Here is a 15,802-nt window from a genome sequence, read left to right as displayed (position 1 = left end):
TTCTCCTTCGTTTCCTTTGACGAGCACGTCTTGACTAAATACTAGAGCATGGAGCTTTCTCCATGCTTTTTTACATTCCTGCTTAACAAATGCTGTGAGAAAGTATACTATTAATTATTGATTCACGCATCTGCCAGGAGGGGAGCAGGCCATGGATATCAAACTGAGTCACAAAGCGATCAAAGATTTATGCGGAACTGTTTCCTTCAAGCGCGGGGATGCATTTTACCGAGCGGATAAAGTGAAGTTTATTGAATACCATTCTGAACGTGTAAAAGCAATCGTGACAGGCGCAGATGACTTCTCTGTCACTGTAAAAAAAAGCGGAGATGGGCGTTTCCAGACTGAATGCACTTGTCCGAAGCTTTCCTCTGTCAAACATGAGTGCCAGCATGTAGCTTCTGTCCTGCTGGCGATTTTCGATGAGCAAAAACGGAGAGTTTCAAGTTTATCAAATAGGATGGACGAACCGAATCAGGACCTTGTAGAAGGAGTGCTGGCTATTTTCAATGAAGAGTCCCGTAGAACCAGTGGCCACCAACGGCACTTTGAAACGAGGAAGGTATTGCATGCTCAGTTTAGGGTTAAGCCGGTTGCTAACAGGAATCAGGAACTACTGCTTGGTGTTTCCATGAGTATTGATTTCGTCAGCGTACAGGATATTTCTTCCTTTTTGCTAAGTGTAGCTAATCGGAATCCAGCAACGCTTTCAAATGGATTTCTGTATGATCCGAAACTTCATTGTTTTCAAACGGAAGCTGATGAAGTAATCATGCTTCTTACTCAAATTGTCTTGGATGCTGAATTCGTCATCGAAGAAGACCACGACGATTCCATCTTGATCATTTCGCCATTCTTTTGGCAGCAACTCTTGCCGCTGTTTCAGAAGATGCCAGATGTAAAACTGGAAGCAAGTGAAAATCTGGCCGATTTATCTGTAACAAACAAAACGCTTCCACTGAAATTCAATTTTGAAAAAAGCACAGGGCATGATTATGCTTTAAGAATTTCAGGGATCAATAGGTTAACTGTCTTGACCAAATATAATCTAGTCCTATCGAATGCCCAATTGGTCGAGCTAAGCACGGAGGATTCAAGCAGAATTTGTGAGTTGAAAAACATGCTTGCAAAGTCTAACGCAGACAGTATCCCAATTTTACAAGAACAAATGGGATTCTTTGTCGAAAAAGTCGTTCCCGGCCTTCGCCGTATTGGCGAGGTGCAAATTCATGGCGATGTCGCAAAGCTCTTCCTGAATGAACCTCTAGTTGCAAAGCTTTATCTGGACCGGGTCCATAACCGTTTGCTGGCAGGGCTGGAATTCCAGTACGGCAACATGGTGTTCAATCCCCTCGAACAAAGGGAACCGAGAGTGAATTTTTTATTGATTAGGGAAATGGAAAAAGAAGAAGAAATTATGGAAATGCTGGATGACAGTTCATTCGCAAAAACAGATGGCGGCTATCTTTTGCATAATGAAGAACTTGAATATGAATTTCTTTATCATGTCCTGCCGAAGTTACAAAAAATGACTCAGGTTTATGCTTCTACAGCTGTCAGAAACCGAATTTTCAGAGAGCCTGCCAGGCCGCAAATCCGTGTGAAAGTAAAAAAAGAACGGACAAACTGGCTAGAATTCAAATTTGAAATGAATGGAATACCGGAAAAGCAAATTCGTGAGATCCTTGAAGCGCTAGAGGAAAAGCGGAAGTATTTCCGCTTGCGCAATGGGGCACTTATGTCGCTTGAAACACGAGAATGGGAGGAAATCCAGCGCTTCCTGAAAGCTGGTCCAATTCAAGCAGAGGACCTGGAAACAGGGTTAAATATGCCAATTGTCCGCGGAATGCAGATGGTGGATTCTTTCGAGGGTGAATCTGTCTTTAAAACAGAAGAATCATTCCGGCAATTTTTAGAAGAAATGACCAGCCCTGGTAAAACAAAATTCAAGATTCCTGAAAAATTGGAGCCTATTTTGCGTGATTATCAGAAACAGGGCTATCAATGGCTGAAAACATTGGCGAGTTATCGGTTTGGCGGCATACTGGCTGATGATATGGGGCTAGGAAAAACGCTTCAAAGCATCACCTATATTGCATCCGAACTCGCAGATGGAAGAGATAGGAACCTTCCATTCCTGATTGTATGTCCCTCGTCCCTCGTCTACAACTGGCTAGGAGAATTCCTGAAATTCACCCCGGAAATAGAGGCTGTGATCATCGACGGCAACAGGACCGAACGAACAAGGTTGTTAACCGACATGTCGGGAATTGATGTGGTTATTACATCGTACATGCTTTTGAGGAGAGATATCCATTTGTACGAAAAAACCCATTTTCACACTGTTTTTTTTGATGAAGCACAGGCTTTCAAAAATCCGCTGACACAAACAGCAAAGGCCGTCATGAATATCCAGGCAGAGCACCGTTTTGCGCTGACCGGAACGCCGATTGAAAACGCAACAGAAGAATTATGGTCGATTTTCAGGGTGGTTTTTCCGGAGCTTTTTCATGGATTAAAGCAGTATAGCCAGCTGACAAGCAAAGCAATAGCTCGCAGGATTCAGCCTTTTTTGCTGCGAAGGATGAAAGAGGAAGTCCTTGGAGAGCTCCCAAAGAAAATCGAATCGATCGAGATGGTAGACTTGCTACCTGAACAGAAAAAGCTATATGCAGCTTATTTGGCTAAGCTCCGTCATCAAACATTAAAGCAGCTTGATAAGGCTACAATCAGGAAAAATCGGATTAAAATCCTTGCTGGATTGACAAGGCTCCGGCAAATATGCTGCCATCCTGCCTTATTTGTTGACGGTTATGAAGGTACCTCGGCTAAGTTTGAAGAATTGAAGAAAATCGTTGCTGAAGCAAGATATGCCGGCAGGAGAGTGCTTATTTTTTCACAGTTTACAAAAATGCTCCACTTGATAGGTAGGGAGTTAGCAAATCAGGGCATACGATATTTTTATCTGGACGGACAAACGCCATCCGAAGATCGGGTGGAAACATGCGAAAAGTTCAATTCTGGAGAACGTGACTTCTTCCTCATATCCTTAAAAGCCGGGGGAACAGGCTTGAATTTAACTGGAGCCGATACAGTGATCCTCTATGATTTATGGTGGAATCCAGCGGTAGAACAGCAGGCTGCTGATAGAGCACATCGAATGGGCCAGAAAAACAACGTCCAGGTTATTAAGCTCATTTCTCGCGGGACTATTGAAGAAAAGATGAATGAACTCCAGAATAAAAAGCGTAATATGATAGAAGAAATTATAGAAGAGCAGTCCTCATCAACCATGACAGAGGAAGATATCCGCGAGATTCTTATGTTGTAGCTTCTAAGAGTTAACAATAAATGGGATAGTTTCCGGATCGCGATTCCAAGCACCTATGTTTTGGATGAAAAGCATGTGATCCGCTACAGCTATATAGGCGATTCGCAATTTGACCGTCCAGCACTTGATGAAATTTTCAAGATTGTCGAGGAAGTCCAGCATTTAAGTGAAGATGGGTGATTTTATGGGAGAGCATTATTTTTCGGACAAACAAGTCGAGGAACTAATAAGATATCCTTTTGTTGACGTCAGGAAGAGTCCGGGGTATCGATCCTTTGGAGTGTGAGCAGAAAATGAGGGAGTATTTATAAAAGGTAAGGAAGTTTCCGAACGATGCAAAAAGCCTTTATGTAGCATAAAAGACTGCCTCGCAAGGCAGTCTTTTAGATGAGATTATAAGTCGTCCAAGTAAACTTTCTCCTCTAGGCCAGTTTTGGCTGAAATAAATTTCCCTTCTTCAAAATGCTCCAAATCAGGTTTCATGTAGACCAATTCGAAATTTCCGCTTAAAGCGGAGTAAATGACAACTGCTTGTTTGTCACCATTATTGTTGAAGGAAGCTGTTAGGTCTACTTGATCCAGCTTGTCAAAGGAAGGAATATGGCGATTGTGATAAAAGCTTTCAAGTTTACCATTCCTGGCATTAACATGCAGAAATGTTTCAGTTTCTAATGGTGTAAAAAATGTATAACCTTCAACCTTAGGGATCGCTTTGAAGCTATAAACCTTATATCTGGAATCATCTGAAAAAGAATGATAATTAAAACCTAAAGATATGATTTCCAGCTTTATATCTTTTCCATAAATTTTTTCTAAATAATACCTGGCTTTCTCTTCCGCTTTTCCTTCTTTCATAATAGGCCCGTCAGATAACGGGCCAGTATCCCCGTTATAATGAGTGATTTGGCCGGTGATTGCATCGATTTCTCCGCCAAATCCATTTTTATTCTCAAAATGGTAGACGTATAGGTTATTGATAGGGCTTTCCTTTACTAGTTCGATTTCCCCTTTATTGATATCCAGAGCGTCGGCGATCCTATTTTTCAACTCCGACTCCTTCAACGGCTTGATTTGATCTGGTAGTTTGTGGAAACGAGTATAGCTGTAGCTTAATGAATTAACATTCTCATAAAATTTATCTATTTCTTTTACATCTAGTGTATAAAGGTATGAGCTGTACCCATGGTGGGTTTTTTCATAGGCCTCTCTAAAATCTTGTCTGTGACTTTGAATATCCTTCTTTAACGCCTGAAATGCTGCTTCGTCCGTTTCAGACCACCTGCCCTGATTGTACCGGATTTTCATCACCTTAAGCATCTCATTCAGCTTTTGAGTATTCAGGATTAGTTTGAATTCTGTTGAATTCCTGCTATAATCCTCAATGACGTTCATATTCTCTTTAAGCGCGTTATTATATTCAATGAAACGCCCCATTTCATAGGATTCAAAGCCCATTTGTTCTTTATTTTTAACTGCCTCAATTACTATGTCCATTTGCTCCAGAACATCATAATAACCATCTGTCGCCATGAATAATTGTTCCCGCTCATTGATGTAATCTGTCAATATTATCGAAAAAAGAATTCCGGCAAGAACAACAGAAAGGAGCCTTAGACGATTCAGCTTCATTTTTAAAATGATTTTTTCATCAAGAGACTTTGATACGAAAGGCTTCTCCATATCAGTCAACTGGATCGTTTTCTCCCCAGTTTCGTAGAACTTCTGGCATGCCTCACAATCCTTCAGATGCTCATCCACTGCTGTTTTTACGGAAGGGCTTAAATCATTTTCTACATACAACGGATATAGATCCTGGACAATTTCATGTTCCAAATTCATTCCCGTTCCCCCAAATCCCTGTAGATTTCCTTGAATTTCTTACGGGCCCTATACAAGCCAACTTTTACCTGGCCGATTGTTTCGTTTGTGATGGCCGCAACTTCCCCATACGTAAGATCGTTCACGTCACGCAAAATAATATATGTCCGGTAATTTTCCGGCAGTCTCATCAAGGTTGATTCAATCGCACATTGTTCATCTGCGCGTTTGTATGGATCATGTTGCTGGATTAATTGCTGATTTATCCTATCAGTCTGAAACTCCATGCTGGTTTGTTTTTTTCTGCTGTAATTGATATAAGTGTTCCTGGCAATCTTAAAAAGCCATGTTTTCAAGGAGGAATCTCCCCGAAACCTGGCTAATGACTGGAAAGCTTTCAAAAAAGTATCCTGAGTCAGGTCTTCTGCAACATGTTTATTTAACGTGGAACGGTAAAGATACAAGAAAATCGCATTTTTGTAGGTTTCATATAATTCAATCCGCGGGTCCGACATTCCATCCCCCTCTCTCTGGTAAACATAGACATTTGATAATGGTAAAAGTTACACCTTATTTTATAAAAATTTTTATCAGGAAGGTTGAGAATGTTTGAATAAATGGTAAAATTAGTTAAAATACCAACGATAATATCATCGGATAAGTTTTATATTTTTAATGAAAAAAGTTACCTTTATAATTTTTTGGATTGGTGAAAGCGCCCCTGCGGAAACAGGGGCGCTTTCACTTTTGTTTTTAAATGCCTCACATAATTCAGTTTGCTAAATTACCAACAAATAGTATAAAACTAATACTTAAAATTAATAAGATACTTAACACTAAAGCTAAAAGGCTACTTAAAGCAAATTTCCAATTGTGGATATTTTTCAACCCTAAAATTGAGAAATATATAACCAAAACAGCAATTATTAAATCTATTCCCAACATGTTGATTCTAATTGTTTCTGAAACTTTAAAGAAAAATGCAACTAATAAAAATAATATCCAGGAGCATATTGATAATATTAAAGAAAAAGTATTCCAATTTATCCTCATGCTGTCTCTCCTCGTGGTTTAATAAGAATATTCTCCAAAATTATATTAAATCCTCTTTTTATTAAAACAGCTTTTCCATAACTTTGAAAGAGCTGAGGAAGCCGAGAGGTCAACCTGTTAACAACTATGAATAGGTCCTAGAGTAATTTCAGAGGATCCGGATCTACTGGAAATTTTTCTAGAAAGAGCTCTTACTACTAATGTACGAGGAGTAATTTCATGATGCTAAATTTACAACTCATATAACCGGGAAAACGAAGGAGTAAGAGCAGTAAACAAGAGGGCTGGATTTGTCGGGACAGAAATTTCACCCTGGTGGAGGACAACTTGTAGCATTTAAGCTGAAGGTTTGAGTGAAGCAGGGTTTTTCCTTTAACTTATGTAGAGTATGGAAAACTTCCTGACTGCGGTCATAAAGCAAAAAAAATAGTCAACAGGGTCCCTGTTGACTATTGCTAAATTTAGGAAGCTTTCGTTATTGCAGCTGATTGCTTTCTTGGCTTGAATACGCCTTCCCATTTTGCGATTACATTCGTTACAAGAGAATTTTCGACTATATTTACGGCAGTGCGACCCATATCAAGATTTCTGTCAATACCGGCAATGAACGCTAAACCTTGAACAAGCAATATAACAATGCGTCAGCTGTTCCTTGGAAGAAGCAATCACTTGTATTTCTTTTTCGCCGATTGCCGAAATTCCTAAACCAAATACAAGGAAAAAAAAGATGATGATTGCAAGCATATCGCCATCTGCAAAAACAACGAAGTGGATTTCGCTTTCCATTTGATTTGAATTCGTGAGGAGGTAGCTTAATCGGGAACAAAAGTGTTTGCATAAATATAAATAGAAACGAAGTGCAGGCGAGATACGTACTCTTCATACAAGTTGCAGCATCAATGGTTTAATTTATTTCACTTAATGATCTATTTTCTGTTATGATAAGAGTTGGCTTTTTGCCCGAATCAATTCATTGAGGAGAACTTGAATGACAAATAACCTTCCATTTACCATCACTAAAAATGATACGTTCTTTGATTTATTAGGAGATTATATTGGGGATGTATTTTATGATATTTTGCCGGAAAAAGGCTATGAACTGCGTGACGAACAGATTTATATGGCATTTCAGGTAGAGCAGGCCTTTAAGAACAAAGGAATTGTTTTCGCGGAAGCGGGGGTTGGAACAGGGAAGACATTCGTCTACCTTATTTATGCCATCCTATATGCACGCTATATGGGAAAACCTGCTATCGTTTCCTGTTCAGATGAAACGTTGATCGAACAGCTTGTTAAAGAAGACGGAGATATCCAAAAACTTGAGCAGGCACTGGGACTGAAAGTAGATGTCCGTCTGGCAAAGGCTAGAGAACAGTATGTTTGTATTAAGAAGCTGGATGAGCTTTCAAATACGTCAGACGATCTCGATATCCTGGCCGTCCATGATCAGCTTCCTGATTTTATTTTTGATGAAGGCATTTCCATGAATTCGTTTACCCGTTATGGTGATCGAAAGGAATATCCATGGGTGACAAATGAAAAATGGTCACAGCTAGCCTGGGACCCACTTCAGCAATGCTCGACATGCAGCTGGCGCCATCGCTGTGGACAAACACTCAATCGGGATTACTATCGACATGCCGGGGATTTGATTATCTGTTCCCATGATTTTTATATGGAGCATGTTTGGACAAAAGATTCGCGGAAACGAGAAGGGCAGATGCCCCTGCTGCCCGAAGCAAGCACTGTCATTTTTGATGAAGGCCATCTGCTTGAATTTGCGGCACAAAAAGGGTTGACTTACAGATTTAATTCACATACTCTGGCGACGGTGTTAACAGGATATATGCATCAGGATGTCAGAGAGGAATCTCTTTATTTAATTGAAGATATAATAGAACTTCATGATTCATGGTTCGATCTTCTAGTCGAAAACGCCACTGCAGTGGAAGGTTCAAACAGAAAAGAAGTAGCGATGCACCCATCTATCAGGAAAACGGCTGAGACACTGGAGAAGAAGGTCAGCGAATTAATGGACCAGCTCGTTTTTGATGCGGAAATGTTCCTGATTGATGAATATCATTTGAAGATCATGGAGGAATATCTTGAGTTTTTTGCTTATGGATTATCCATATTCTTGAAGAATGAAGAAGGTATCTTCTGGCTTGAGGAAAATGAAGTCCAATCTTCTCTTGTCATTATGCCTCGACTGGTGGAGGACATTTTGAAAAAGGAAGTTTTCTCACAGAACATCCCGTTTGTGTTTTCATCAGCAACTTTATCGCAAGCTGGGAATTTCCACTATATAGCGAAAAGTCTTGGAATTGAAAAATATTCCTCCTTCACTGTCGCGTCCCCATTTGATTACGCAGAGCAGATGGATGTGAAAATTCATGTTCAAGATGATGAATGCATTAAATGGATAAAGATAGGGGAAGACCTGCGAACAACCAATGGAAGCACCCTTGTATTGTTTTCTTCCATACAAGAAATGGAGCGTTTTAGAATCTGGTCGAATGATCAAAAATGGGATTTTGCCATTCTGTTCGAAGGAGACCGAGAGATTAGTGAAACGGTTAAAGACTTCCAGAATGTTACTAGTACGGTGCTTTGCTCATACAGTTTATGGGAGGGTCTAGACGTCCCTGGAGAACCTCTTATTCAAGTGATCGTTGCCTCCTTGCCGTTCCCACCTCATGACCCCGTCTTCCAAGCAAAACGAAAGCAAGCAGAAAATCCTGCAGCAGAAATTGACATACCATATATGCTGCTTCGATTAAGACAGGGAATTGGCCGTTTGATTAGGAACAGCCAGGATTATGGCACGGTTCATTTGTGGCTTACGAAAGCGCAAGAAGAAAAATTCATGGGAGAGATAAGAGAAGTGCTTCCTGCTGCAAATATTCATTAATCAGGGAAAATCCCGACAGGCTTAGGCTTGTCGGGATTTTTTGATACAATTAGTTTCTGCACTTGCACTTTTTATAGCCGCAACCACATTCAGAATTTTCATCTTGAGCATCGGCAACCAAATCATTGATGATGCAACGTCGAACTGCTCTGCAAAGGTCCTCAAAATCAATCGTTGCTTTTACTTGATTGTTGTTGTGGTTAGGATAATAAACCCCTGCAACGTCATTGCCATTTCGTTTGTATCCCATCTATGACTCAACTCCTTCCCTTCTAAAAATGCTTACACCTCATCTTATTCGGAAAGGGACAAGTTGGTAGTAATTCTACCTATTTCGTACGAAAATGTGCACTTCTCATAGTCTTTCACATAAAAAAGAATAATAGAACGAAAAAAGCAAGCGGTGTCCGCTTGCTTTTAGTGCATATGACGATATACACCGATCACCTTACCGAGAATGGATACATTTCGAAGGATAATTGGATCCATCGATGAGTTTTCCGGCTGAAGTCGGAAATGGTCTTTCTCCTTAAAAAAACGTTTTACCGTCGCTTCATCCTCCTCTGTCATGGCAACAACAATGTCACCATTATTGGCAGTTTTTTGCTGCTTGACGATAACATAATCTCCGTCGAGGATCCCAGCTTCAATCATACTGTCCCCCATAACTTCCAGCATAAAAACCTGTTCATCATGCGGAACCAGGCGATCTGGAAGTGGGAAGTATTCTTCAACATTTTCAATTGCAGTTATCGGCACACCAGCAGTAACTTTCCCAACCACGGGAACATTTACGACATTGTATTTAGGAATTCGCGTTTCTTCGTCCAGCTCAAGAATTTCTATCGCACGCGGTTTTGTGGGGTCACGTCTGATCAGCCCTTTGCTTTCAAGCCTTGCCAGGTGGCCATGTACGGTTGAACTAGAGGCCAGTCCAACTGCTTCGCCAATTTCGCGAACGGATGGCGGATACCCTTTTTTCTTGACTTCAGCTTTTATGAATTCAAATATATCTTGTTGCCTCTTAGATAACTTTGTCATATTCACGCACCTCGTATATTTTCTTGTCCTTATTATACCATGTCCGGTCAGTAGATACAAACATAAGTTCGAATTTTTCTGTTGACATGAAACGGATGTTCGCATTATAATAAATTCAAATAAGCGAACGTATATTCGATAAGGGGTGTCAAAGATGAAAAAAATTTGGGATGGCTATTCATACACTTTTATTCTGATTGCTGTCAGTCTGATTTTTTCACTTGTAGCAAAAGCACATTTCAATAACAGTGAACAATACATAACTGTTACTATAGAAGAAGGGCAATCCTTATGGGAGATCGCTGAAACTTATGCAGCTGAGCATCATTTATCTGAAAATGAATTCGTGAGCTGGGTGGAAAAGGAAAATGGAATTATCGGTGAGAGGATTTTTCCGGGAGATGAGCTTGTTATTCCTGTGACGGCTGAATTTGGACAACCAACTCAAATCGCTGGCGCGGAAAGATAACTTAGACGTAGAATAAGGTGATGACAACATGAAAGCGATTATTTATTGCCGCGTAAGTACAACTAAGGAAACACAGGAAACATCGCTTGCCAGGCAAGAGGAGGAATTGTGCCATCTTGCGGATGAATATGGGTTTGAAGTAGTGAACATAATTAAAGAACAGGCAAGCGGTTATGACCTTGAAAGAGATGGCATACTGGAGCTGTTAGAATTGATAAAAGACAAAGCGATCGGTACGCTGTTGATTCAGGATGAAACCAGACTTGGCAGAGGGAATGCAAAAGTCGCAATCCTTCATTGCATCCTTAAGGAGAATGTAAAGCTATATAGCATCTCACACAATGGGGAGCTTCAACTATCTGAATCCGATTCTATGGTACTCCAGATTGTCAGCATGGTAGAAGAGTACCAGAGGAAAATCCATAATATTAAGATTAAACGCGGAATGAAACGAGCGGTGGAGCACGGTTACCAGCCGCAGCAGAATCTCAAAAATCAGGGTGTGCATTCCGGCAGAGACAGGAAGGACATGCCGGTAGGGGAAATCGTAAGGCTGCGAAATAATGGCCTAACATTTTCAGAAATCGCCGCTACCCTTAAAGGATTTGGCTATAATGTATCCAAAGCAACCGTGAATAGAAGATATCTGGAGTATATAGAGTCGGAGGAAGAGTAAAGCTCCTTTCTTGTAATACATTATGCTTTTTAGTAAGATGACAGTTGATATAATTTTTTACAAAGGAGCTTTACTATGCTATCAAGTGATAAGATTGCTAGGATCAATGAACTGGCAAGGAAAGCAAAATCATCCATGTTGACTGAAGAAGAAGCAAAGGAGCAAACTAAGCTTCGTGCCGAATACCTCCAGTCATTTCGTTCTTCGATGCTTAATACCCTAAAGGGAGTTACCATTGTTGACCCAGAGGGCAATGATGTAACACCTGAAAAATTAAAAGAAGAAAAAATGAAGAGTAAACTTCATTGATATATTCAATTTGGGATACAGAAGAGGATGTATCCCTTTTTGATTTCGACAGCATCGTAGAAAACACTAACAGCAGAAATAGGTTAAATGAAAGACCCTTCCGCCTTCATCGTTTGGTTACATAAGGGTAGCGAGTATGAGACAAAATAAATAATGATACAGCCTTTCCATCTCTCTCAGGCATAATTTGTTGTATAATATTTTCTCGCGCTATAATATTAAGGGTGTAGTTAGTACTTATAGAAAGGATGTATTTAATGTTTAAAGAAATTGATATGCTTTCCATTGATTCCGTTCGTACATTATCTATTGATGCGATTGAAAAGGCAAATTCTGGTCACCCTGGCATGCCGATGGGTGCAGCTCCAATGGCTTATACATTGTGGACACGTTACATGAACATCAATCCTAAAAATCCCCAATGGTTCAATCGCGACCGTTTCGTCCTGTCTGCTGGACATGGATCCATGTTGTTATACAGCTTGCTGCATCTTTCAGGATACGATTTATCCATGGAAGATATTAAGCAATTCCGTCAATGGGGAAGTAAGACCCCTGGACACCCTGAGTTTGGACACACTGCTGGTGTGGATGCAACTACTGGGCCGCTTGGTCAGGGGATTGCCATGGCAGTTGGTATGGCAATGGCAGAGCGTCATCTTTCAGCAGTTTACAACAAGGATAACTATAACATCGTTGACCACTATACATATAGCATTTGTGGCGATGGCGATTTAATGGAAGGCGTTTCAGCTGAAGCCGCTTCTCTAGCAGCACACCTTAAATTAGGGAAAATGGTTGTCCTTTACGATTCAAACGATATTTCACTGGATGGGGACCTTAATAAGTCATTCTCCGAGAGCGTGGAAGGCCGTTTCAAGTCGTACGGATGGCAGTACATCCGTGTTGAAGACGGCAATAACCTGGAAGAAATCTCGAGAGCAATTGAGGAAGCAAAAACAGATGCAGACCGCCCGACTATGATCGAAGTCAAGACAATCATCGGATATGGTTCTCCTAATTTATCTGGTAAATCAGATGTTCACGGTGCTCCACTTGGTGCGAATGAATCGAAACTAACAAAAGAAGCTTATAAATGGACCTTTGAAGATGATTTCTATGTTCCAAATGAAGTTTATGAGCATTTCAAACAGCAAATTGCTGAAAAAGGGGAACGAACAGAACAGGCATGGAATGAAATGTTCTTACAATATAAGAGTGACTATCCTGAACTGGGTTCCCAGTTTGAAAAAGCATTGAAGGGTGAACTAGTGGAAGGATGGGATAAGGATATCCCTGTTTACGAAGAAGGAAAGAGCCTTGCGAGCCGCGCATCATCCGGTGAAACACTAAATAAAATCGCTAAAAACCTGCCTTATTTAATCGGTGGATCAGCTGATCTTGCTGGTTCAAACAAGACAATGATCAAAGGATCAGGTGACTTCTTCCCAGGTTCATTCGAGGGCCGGAACATCTGGTTTGGTGTACGTGAATTCGCAATGGGCGCAGCCATGAACGGTATGGCACTTCATGGCGGTTTAAGAATTTTTGGTGGCACTTTCTTTGTGTTCTCTGATTACTTAAAGCCTGCAATCAGACTTGCTGCATTAATGGGCTTGCCTGTGACCTATGTATTTACTCATGACAGCATTGCAGTAGGGGAAGATGGTCCTACACACGAGCCTGTTGAGCAACTGGCTGGGCTGCGCGCAATGCCAAACTTGTCAGTGATTCGTCCTGCTGATGGAAACGAAACAGCAGCTGCTTGGAAGCTAGCAGTTGAATCAACAAAGAATCCGACTGCTCTAGTGCTGACTCGCCAAAACTTGCCGACCATTAAGAACACGGACAAGAATGCATATGAAGGTGTGTCAAAAGGCGCTTATGTCATATCTCCGGCAGGGAAAGAAAGTGCAGATGCCATGATTCTTGCAGCTGGTTCAGAAGTCGGCCTAGCTGTCAAAGCACAAGAAGCTTTAGCTTCCGAAGGCATTAACGTGTCTGTTGTCAGCATGCCATCATGGGATCGCTTTGAACAGCAATCAAAAGAATACAAAGAATCTGTCATTCCGAAATCTGTCAAGAAACGCCTTGGAATCGAAATGGGATCTTCACTCGGCTGGCACCGTTATGTCGGCGACGAGGGAGAAGTACTTGCAATCGATACATTTGGTGCATCTGCTCCAGGTGAAAAAATCATGGAAGAGTATGGATTTTCTGTAAATAATGTCGTATCACGTGTAAAAGCAATGCTGAAGCAAAACTAAAGGATAAGAAGATAAAAAGTAATCATGAGCTGGACTGCAATTGCAGTCTGGCTTATTTAATACAAAAGAGAGGGAGGATCTATTTATGGCAGGGAAGTTTCAGGGCAAGACCATTATCATAACCGGTGGATCTAATGGTATAGGAGAAGGAATCGCAGAAGCATTTGCGAAAGAGCATGCGAATGTATGTATTGCTGACATAGATGAAGCAAAGGGAAAGAAATTGATTGGCAGGCTAAAAGAGTTCGGAGCACAAGCTGCTTTTTATAAAACAGATGTTAGGAAAGAAGAAGATATTCTCAGCCTACTAGATAGGATTATGAATGATTTCGGGCAAATCGATGTATTGATTAATAATGCAGGGGTGTCTCGGTTCAAACCTCTATTTGAATTAACAACAGAAGAATGGGAGGATGTCATTTTCACGAACCTTAGGAGCGTCTTCATTGGCTCCCGTGAAGCCGCGAAAAAGATGAATAAAGGGGGACGGATTATCAACATGGCATCAACTAGGGCAATAATGTCTGAACCAAATTCAGAAGCATATGCCTCCTCTAAGGGAGGAATCGTTGCCTTAACACATGCACTTGCTGCTTCGCTTCAAGAGAAAGGAATCACAGTGAATTCTATTAGCCCAGGCTGGATCCAGACATCAAACTATGATAAACTGCGGGAAAAAGATCATCATCAGCACTGGTCAAACCGGGTCGGGAAACCGGAAGATATAGCCAGGGCATGCATGTATTTGGCGGATCCTGACAATGATTTTACCAATGGGCAAAACTTGATTATCGATGGCGGCATGACTCGTAAAATGATCTATGAAGAATAGGGGAAAGGGAGCTGCAAAAAATTGCAGCTCCCTTTATTCTTTTGATGTTTTCTATTAAAATAGAGGAAGAAGATCATTTAGGAGAGAAGTCATAAAATGAAATCCACGAAAAAGAAGCCAAAAAAGAAAAAGCAAATCCAAAGAAACTTTAATCTGGTAATGTTATTGTTTTTGTTCTTCATAGCGTTATTCCTATTTGATAGATTCTTTGATTTATATAATGAAAGTTTAAAGAAAATTAATGTTGGTGCAAATAGTTCGATTGGTGAGGTTGCAAAGTATACGCCAGTCATAAAAAAAGAATTGGAAAAGGTTGATTTGGAGGAGTATACCGTTACCGTTGCAGCTTTAATGATGCAGGAAAGCAAAGGGAAGGGTGGTGATCCCATGCAAGCCTCTGAATCTTTGGGATTAGCCCCTAATACCATTCAAGACCCGCAAAAAAGCATACAGCAGGGTGTAAAGTATTTTCAACAGGTTATGAGTTATGGAGAAAAGATGCAAGTTGATTTTCCTACAGTTATTCAGTCATATAACATGGGAATCGGCTATATCGACTATGTAGCCAAAAACGGGAAAAAGCACAGCGAGGAACTCGCAAAGAAGTTTTCAAAAATTCAGGTAGATAAAAATCCGCAAACTTATAATTGCGGAGGAAATAAGAATAATTTTCGCTATCCTTATTGTTATGGAGATTTTACCTATAGCACAAAGGTTGCTAAGCATATGGAAACTATTTCTGTCAACAATCCTGCGAATTTAATCGACGAGCCCACTAAAATTTCCTTTTAACTCTATATACTAATCAAGGATTATGGAAATACTCTGCTTGCCACAGGGCGTGACGTTATAGCTTTTCTTAATAAAAAATGTCGCAGGTTTGACAAGAAAAGGGAAATATATTAGGAACAAATGCCCATAATAATAGTAAGGAGGTGTAAAGAATGTTTGAGTATGGCAAGGATATTCCTTTGGAAGGTGCTATGGTAAATCAGGCTGCTCAACAAGGTAATGAAGAGAAAAGGCAAATTAGTGAAGGTACATCTTTTAATTTTGACCACCGCAAGGATATCCCATTAGACGGAGTAAAATAAG

The 15,802-nt window shown here is 40.5% G+C and carries 14 protein-coding genes and 2 pseudogenes; 9 read left to right on the top strand and 7 right to left on the bottom strand.

Features of this window, described 5'->3' with window-relative positions; genetic code table 11:
* Positions 1-151: 151 nt before the first annotated feature.
* Positions 152-3,331 carry a DEAD/DEAH box helicase gene (locus tag J2S25_RS02815; RefSeq protein ID WP_307191191.1) on the top strand — a complete coding sequence of 1,060 codons (3,180 nt, stop codon included), beginning with the start codon at positions 152-154 and terminating at the stop codon, positions 3,329-3,331.
* Between the two features lie 393 nt (positions 3,332-3,724).
* On the opposite strand, the gene J2S25_RS02810 is transcribed toward J2S25_RS02815, so the two are convergent.
* From J2S25_RS02810 to J2S25_RS02790, 5 genes and pseudogenes are all read right to left on the bottom strand, one after another.
* The gene (locus J2S25_RS02810; protein ID WP_044391860.1) at positions 3,725-5,170 is read right to left on the bottom strand and encodes a zf-HC2 domain-containing protein; all 1,446 of its coding nucleotides are present in this window, start codon (positions 5,168-5,170) and stop codon (positions 3,725-3,727) included.
* Positions 5,167-5,664: an RNA polymerase sigma factor gene (locus J2S25_RS02805; RefSeq protein ID WP_307191190.1), complete on the bottom strand. Its 498-nt coding sequence runs from the start codon at positions 5,662-5,664 to the stop codon at positions 5,167-5,169. The genes J2S25_RS02810 and J2S25_RS02805 overlap by 4 nt, the downstream gene beginning before the upstream one ends.
* Positions 5,665-5,920: 256 nt before the next feature.
* Positions 5,921-6,202: a hypothetical protein gene (locus J2S25_RS02800; RefSeq protein WP_128721496.1), complete on the bottom strand. Its 282-nt coding sequence runs from the start codon at positions 6,200-6,202 to the stop codon at positions 5,921-5,923.
* Positions 6,203-6,663: 461 nt separating this feature from the next.
* Positions 6,664-6,825 (bottom strand): annotated as a pseudogene (locus J2S25_RS02795) (glutamate:protein symporter); the annotation flags it as partial.
* 5 nt (positions 6,826-6,830) lie between these two features.
* Positions 6,831-6,958, bottom strand: a pseudogene (locus J2S25_RS02790) (glutamate:protein symporter); the annotation flags it as partial.
* A gap of 232 nt (positions 6,959-7,190) precedes the next feature.
* Here J2S25_RS02790 and J2S25_RS02785 point away from each other — a divergent pair.
* Positions 7,191-9,113 carry an ATP-dependent DNA helicase gene (locus J2S25_RS02785; RefSeq protein WP_307191189.1) on the top strand — a complete coding sequence of 641 codons (1,923 nt, stop codon included), beginning with the start codon at positions 7,191-7,193 and terminating at the stop codon, positions 9,111-9,113.
* Between the two features lie 49 nt (positions 9,114-9,162).
* Here J2S25_RS02785 and J2S25_RS02780 read toward each other — a convergent pair whose 3' ends face one another.
* Both J2S25_RS02780 and lexA read right to left on the bottom strand, forming a co-directional pair.
* Positions 9,163-9,363 carry a hypothetical protein gene (locus J2S25_RS02780; RefSeq protein ID WP_044391869.1) on the bottom strand — a complete coding sequence of 67 codons (201 nt, stop codon included), beginning with the start codon at positions 9,361-9,363 and terminating at the stop codon, positions 9,163-9,165.
* 167 nt (positions 9,364-9,530) lie between these two features.
* Positions 9,531-10,154, bottom strand: a complete 624-nt coding sequence (lexA, locus tag J2S25_RS02775; RefSeq protein ID WP_044391870.1) for a transcriptional repressor LexA — start codon at positions 10,152-10,154, stop codon at positions 9,531-9,533.
* Between the two features lie 154 nt (positions 10,155-10,308).
* Between lexA and yneA the strand changes: the two genes are divergently transcribed.
* From yneA to J2S25_RS02740, 7 genes are all read left to right on the top strand, one after another.
* Positions 10,309-10,623: a cell division suppressor protein YneA gene (gene yneA / locus J2S25_RS02770; RefSeq protein ID WP_044391871.1), complete on the top strand. Its 315-nt coding sequence runs from the start codon at positions 10,309-10,311 to the stop codon at positions 10,621-10,623.
* 28 nt (positions 10,624-10,651) lie between these two features.
* Entirely contained in the window at positions 10,652-11,299 is a 648-nt protein-coding gene (locus J2S25_RS02765) for a YneB family resolvase-like protein (RefSeq protein WP_044391872.1), read from the top strand.
* Positions 11,300-11,374: 75 nt separating this feature from the next.
* The gene (locus J2S25_RS02760) at positions 11,375-11,608 is read left to right on the top strand and encodes a DUF896 domain-containing protein (protein ID WP_044391874.1); all 234 of its coding nucleotides are present in this window, start codon (positions 11,375-11,377) and stop codon (positions 11,606-11,608) included.
* A gap of 257 nt (positions 11,609-11,865) precedes the next feature.
* Positions 11,866-13,875, top strand: a complete 2,010-nt coding sequence (gene tkt, locus J2S25_RS02755) for a transketolase (protein WP_307191188.1) — start codon at positions 11,866-11,868, stop codon at positions 13,873-13,875.
* A gap of 85 nt (positions 13,876-13,960) precedes the next feature.
* On the top strand, positions 13,961-14,707 hold the full coding sequence (locus tag J2S25_RS02750; RefSeq protein WP_307191187.1) for an SDR family NAD(P)-dependent oxidoreductase: 747 nt from the start codon (positions 13,961-13,963) through the stop codon (positions 14,705-14,707).
* Positions 14,708-14,866: 159 nt separating this feature from the next.
* Positions 14,867-15,499: a lysozyme family protein gene (locus J2S25_RS02745; protein ID WP_307191241.1), complete on the top strand. Its 633-nt coding sequence runs from the start codon at positions 14,867-14,869 to the stop codon at positions 15,497-15,499.
* 152 nt (positions 15,500-15,651) lie between these two features.
* Complete coding sequence (locus J2S25_RS02740; protein WP_157841614.1) at positions 15,652-15,801, top strand: hypothetical protein; 150 nt, start codon at positions 15,652-15,654, stop codon at positions 15,799-15,801.
* The last annotated feature ends 1 nt before the right edge of the window (position 15,802 follow it).

It is taken from the genome of Mesobacillus stamsii (assembly GCF_030814065.1).
Classification (GTDB): domain Bacteria; phylum Bacillota; class Bacilli; order Bacillales; family Cytobacillaceae; genus Mesobacillus; species Mesobacillus stamsii.
Note: the sequence above shows the minus strand (reverse complement) of the source record. Positions and strands in the feature narration are given on the sequence as shown.